Origin of the sequence: Microbacterium sp. (assembly GCF_031178525.1) — a bacterium.
GTDB lineage: Bacteria > Actinomycetota > Actinomycetes > Actinomycetales > Microbacteriaceae > Microbacterium.
The window spans coordinates 1-3492 of sequence record NZ_JAPSJA010000243.1 but is presented as its reverse complement, the minus strand read 5'-3'; the positions used below and the strand labels follow the sequence as shown (position 1 = coordinate 3492).

Below are 3492 nucleotides of genomic sequence, written 5' to 3'. Positions count from 1 at the left end.
TGAATCAGGAGATGGATCGCCGCATCCGCGAGCTGAGCGGCCACGCGACCGCGGTGCAGCTCCTCGAGCGGCTCCTGGCGCAGTCGGCGCGCCACCAGTTCCGCCTGGCGTACCACCCCGGCCGCATCAACACCTCGGCCCCCGAGCACATCGCGATCATCGACGCCGTGCTCGCGCGCGATCCGGACGCCGCGGCGGCCGCCACGCGCGTGCACCTGCAGGGCATCGTCGCGCTCTTCTCGGACATGCGCTGATCAGGATCCGCACCGGAACGACGAAGGGGCCCGGACCGCAGCCCGAGCCCCTCGCGTGGTCAGCTCACTCGAACGTCTCGGCGTTCGCGTACCCCTGGCCGTTGTAGCGCTGCACGACGACCGCCGACACGGCCGGCTGGCCGTCCTGCGTCGTGTCGATCGAGGTGCCCTCGAGCATCAGCGGCGCCGTGAAGTCCGTGATGCCGCCGAGAGCCTCCATGAAGCTCTCGCGTGTGGGCTCCTCCATGGCCCCGAACGCCTCCTCGAGCGTCGCGCCGACCATGTAGCTCCACATGCAGTGCGGGAAGTCGGGCGTCGTCGTGTAGTCGCCCGCGTGCTCCTCGAGCGCGGCGAGGAACGTCGTGACGTCCTCGTCCTCCGCGAACGCGGGGCTCTGGGGAGCCTTCGAGAAGGAGACAGAGTAGAAGCCGTCGTCGGCGTTCGCGCCGGCCGGACCGAGGATCGCGCTCGGGCTCGACGTGTTGGACGGCAGGAACCAGCTCGGCGCCCACGACAGCTCGCGCGCCTTCTCGATCGTCGCGATCGTCAGCGGCGTGATGGACATCGCGTTGAAGAACACGTCCGCGTCGCTGGCCGCCAGCTCCGTGAGCTGCGCGTCGACCGACGTGTCGGTGGCCTCGTAGGTGAGCTCCTCCACGATCTCGATGTTGTCCGCGCCCTCGATCGCCGACTTGAAGCCCTCGACGTAGCCGTCGCCGTAGTCGTCGTTCTGAGACAGGATCGCCACCTTGTGGTCCTCGCTCGACGACGCCAGCAGCTCGCCGAACGCGGCGCCCTCGTTCTGGTAGATCGGCACGAAGCCGAGCTGCCACGGGCTCTCGGCACGGTCGCTGAAGATGGGGTCGCCGGTCATGACGAGCACCTGCGGCACCTCCTCCTCGATCGCCGCCTCGCGGTACGCGCGGTTGGTGGGGGTGCCCAGGCCCGACGTGAAGGCGAAGACGTCGGCCTGATTCTGCTGGAAGTTCGACAGGGCCTTCTGTGGGTCGTACGTGTCGTCGTACGCCTCGACGGTGACCTCGCGGGTCTTGCCGTCGCCGAACTCGATCGGCCCGGCCTCGCCGAAGTACGCCACGAGACCCGCCACCGTGCAGTTGCCGGGGCCCGCTGTGCCGCCCGACAGCGGGGTCGTGACGCCGAGGGTGATGCTGTCGTCCGTGATGCCGGGGCTCGCCGCGGCCTCGCCGCCGCCCGGCTCCGAGCCGGCGTCGGCGCCGCGGGAGCAGCCCGCGAGCGTGAGCGCGACGATCGATCCGACGGCGACGATGCCGGCGGCCTTGGTGCGCATGTTCATGCTGACCTTCTCTCTGGTGATCACTGCTGGGTGGGGGACTGCGTGTCGCGCTTGCGCGTGAGGCGACGGATGACGCGGGGCAGGCTCGCGATGCCGCCCGGCAGGACGAACAGCACGACGAGCAGGATGACGCCCTGGATCAGTGAGGTGAGCGTCGCGTCGATCTCGTTGGTCACGTTCGGCACGAGCACGTAGTACGCGCCGCCGATCAGGGACCCGATGATCGATCCGGCGCCGCCGATCACCATCGACGCGAGCAGGCTGATCGAGTGGTGGAAAGCGAGCGTCTCGGGCGAGGTGTACTGCACGACGACCATGTACAGGAAGCCGCTCACACCGCCGATCATCGCGGCGATCGTGAACGCCATGACCTTGTACCGGTAGGGGGAGATGCCCATCGACGACGCGACGGCCTCGTTCTCCTTCACGATGGCGAGCGCACGGCCGAACTTGCCGCGCACGAGGTTCATCACGAGCACGAACACGACGGCCGCGATCGCGAGCACGATGTAGTACTGCCAGATGTCGTCGAGATCGCTGCCGAACCAGTCGGGCGCTGAGGTGAACCGTGCGGACGTCCCCTGCGATCCGCCCGTCCAATCGGCGAGGCGCTTCGCCAGCGGGACGCCGATGATCGGCAGCGCGATCGTGACCATCGCGATCGCGAGCCCGCCCAGCCGTGCGGCTGCGAGGGCCACGACATAGCCTGCGATGCCCGGAACGAGCACTGCGAGCACGAACACCAGCGCGACGTTCCACCCCTCGTTCACGCCGTACGCCGTGACGTAGGCGCCGAGGCCGAGGAAGAAGATCTGGCCGAGCGAGACCTGCCCCGCGTACCCCATGATCACGTTCAGGCCGAGCACCGCGACCGCGAAGACGCCGATGCGTGCCAGCGCCTGGTTCGTCGCGGGATCGAGGTTCCAAGGCGCGAGGACGAGCACGAGGGCGACGAGGACGGCGACGGCGATGCGCGCCCAGCGGTTCTTCCAGAGCGCAGTGCCGTTCACAGACGTGACCTTCCCCATCAGACGCGCACCACGGTCTTGCGGCCGAACAGCCCCTGCGGTCGCACGAGCAGCACGACGAACAGCAGGATGAACGGCACGGCGATCTTCAGATCGTGCCCGATGAACGGCACGTACACCGCGGCGAGGTTCTCCAGCACGCCGATCAGCCATGCGGCGACGACCACGCCGATCGGGCTCGTCGCACCGCCCAGGATCACCGCGGCAAGCGCGTACACGAGCGCGCCGTCGAGCATGCCGGGCGTGAGCGACAGGCGCGGGGCGACGAGGGCCCCCGCGACCGCGCCGAGCGCGGCGGCAAGGCCCCAGCCGACCATCAGCAGCCGCCCGACCGGCAGGCCGGAGAAGGACGAGGAGCGCGGGTTGTCCGCGACGGCCCGCAGCGCGAGCCCGACCTTCGTCTTCTGGAACAGCACCTGCAGCAGCACCATGATCGCGGCGATCACGAGGAACGTGCCGAGGGAGCGCCAGCTGATGGCGGCACCGAGCAGCGGGAACGAGTCGCCGGGGAACAGCGAGGGGAACTGCAGGTTGTTGTAGGACCAGATCCACCCGCAGATGCCGGTGATGAGCGTGAGCAGGCCGACGGTCACGACCACGGCCGTGTCGGGGTCGCCGCCCTCGAAGCGTCGCATCAGCAGACGCTCGATCGCGGCGCCGAGGCCGAACGAGATCAGCACGGCGATGAGGATCGCGAGGATCAGCGGCACGCCCATTCCGAGGAAGGCATACGCGAGGTAGGCGCTCAGGACGGCCATGCCGCCCTGAGCGAAGTTGATCATGCCGGTCGACTGGTTGACGATCACGATCGCGAGCGCGAGCGCCGCGTAGATCGAGCCCATGGCGAGGCCGTCGACGACAAGCTGGATGAAGGTGCCCACGTCAGCCTCCCAGG

At 68.9% G+C, this 3492-nt stretch carries 4 protein-coding genes; 1 reads left to right on the top strand and 3 read right to left on the bottom strand.

Going from position 1 to position 3492, the window contains the following annotated elements; genetic code table 11:
* A partial coding sequence (locus RIF89_RS12415) for an FCD domain-containing protein (RefSeq protein ID WP_309069418.1) occupies positions 1-254 on the top strand: 254 nt, incomplete at its 5' end.
* Between the two features lie 64 nt (positions 255-318).
* On the opposite strand, the gene RIF89_RS12410 is transcribed toward RIF89_RS12415, so the two are convergent.
* The 3 genes from RIF89_RS12410 to RIF89_RS12400 form a co-directional block, all read right to left on the bottom strand.
* Entirely contained in the window at positions 319-1569 is a 1251-nt protein-coding gene (locus RIF89_RS12410; protein ID WP_309069417.1) for an ABC transporter substrate-binding protein, read from the bottom strand.
* 20 nt (positions 1570-1589) lie between these two features.
* Positions 1590-2579 (bottom strand): branched-chain amino acid ABC transporter permease, encoded by a 990-nt coding sequence (locus RIF89_RS12405; protein WP_309069416.1) that lies wholly within the window; start codon positions 2577-2579, stop codon positions 1590-1592.
* A 17-nt stretch (positions 2580-2596) separates the two neighbouring features.
* A partial coding sequence (locus RIF89_RS12400; RefSeq protein WP_309069415.1) for a branched-chain amino acid ABC transporter permease occupies positions 2597-3492 on the bottom strand: 896 nt, incomplete at its 5' end.

What these genes read in the sequence shown, in the direction of transcription:
- RIF89_RS12410 (WP_309069417.1), bottom strand. Translation starts at nt 1,569, where the DNA reads ATGAACATGCGCACCAAGGCCGCCGGCATCGTCGCCGTCGGATCGATC.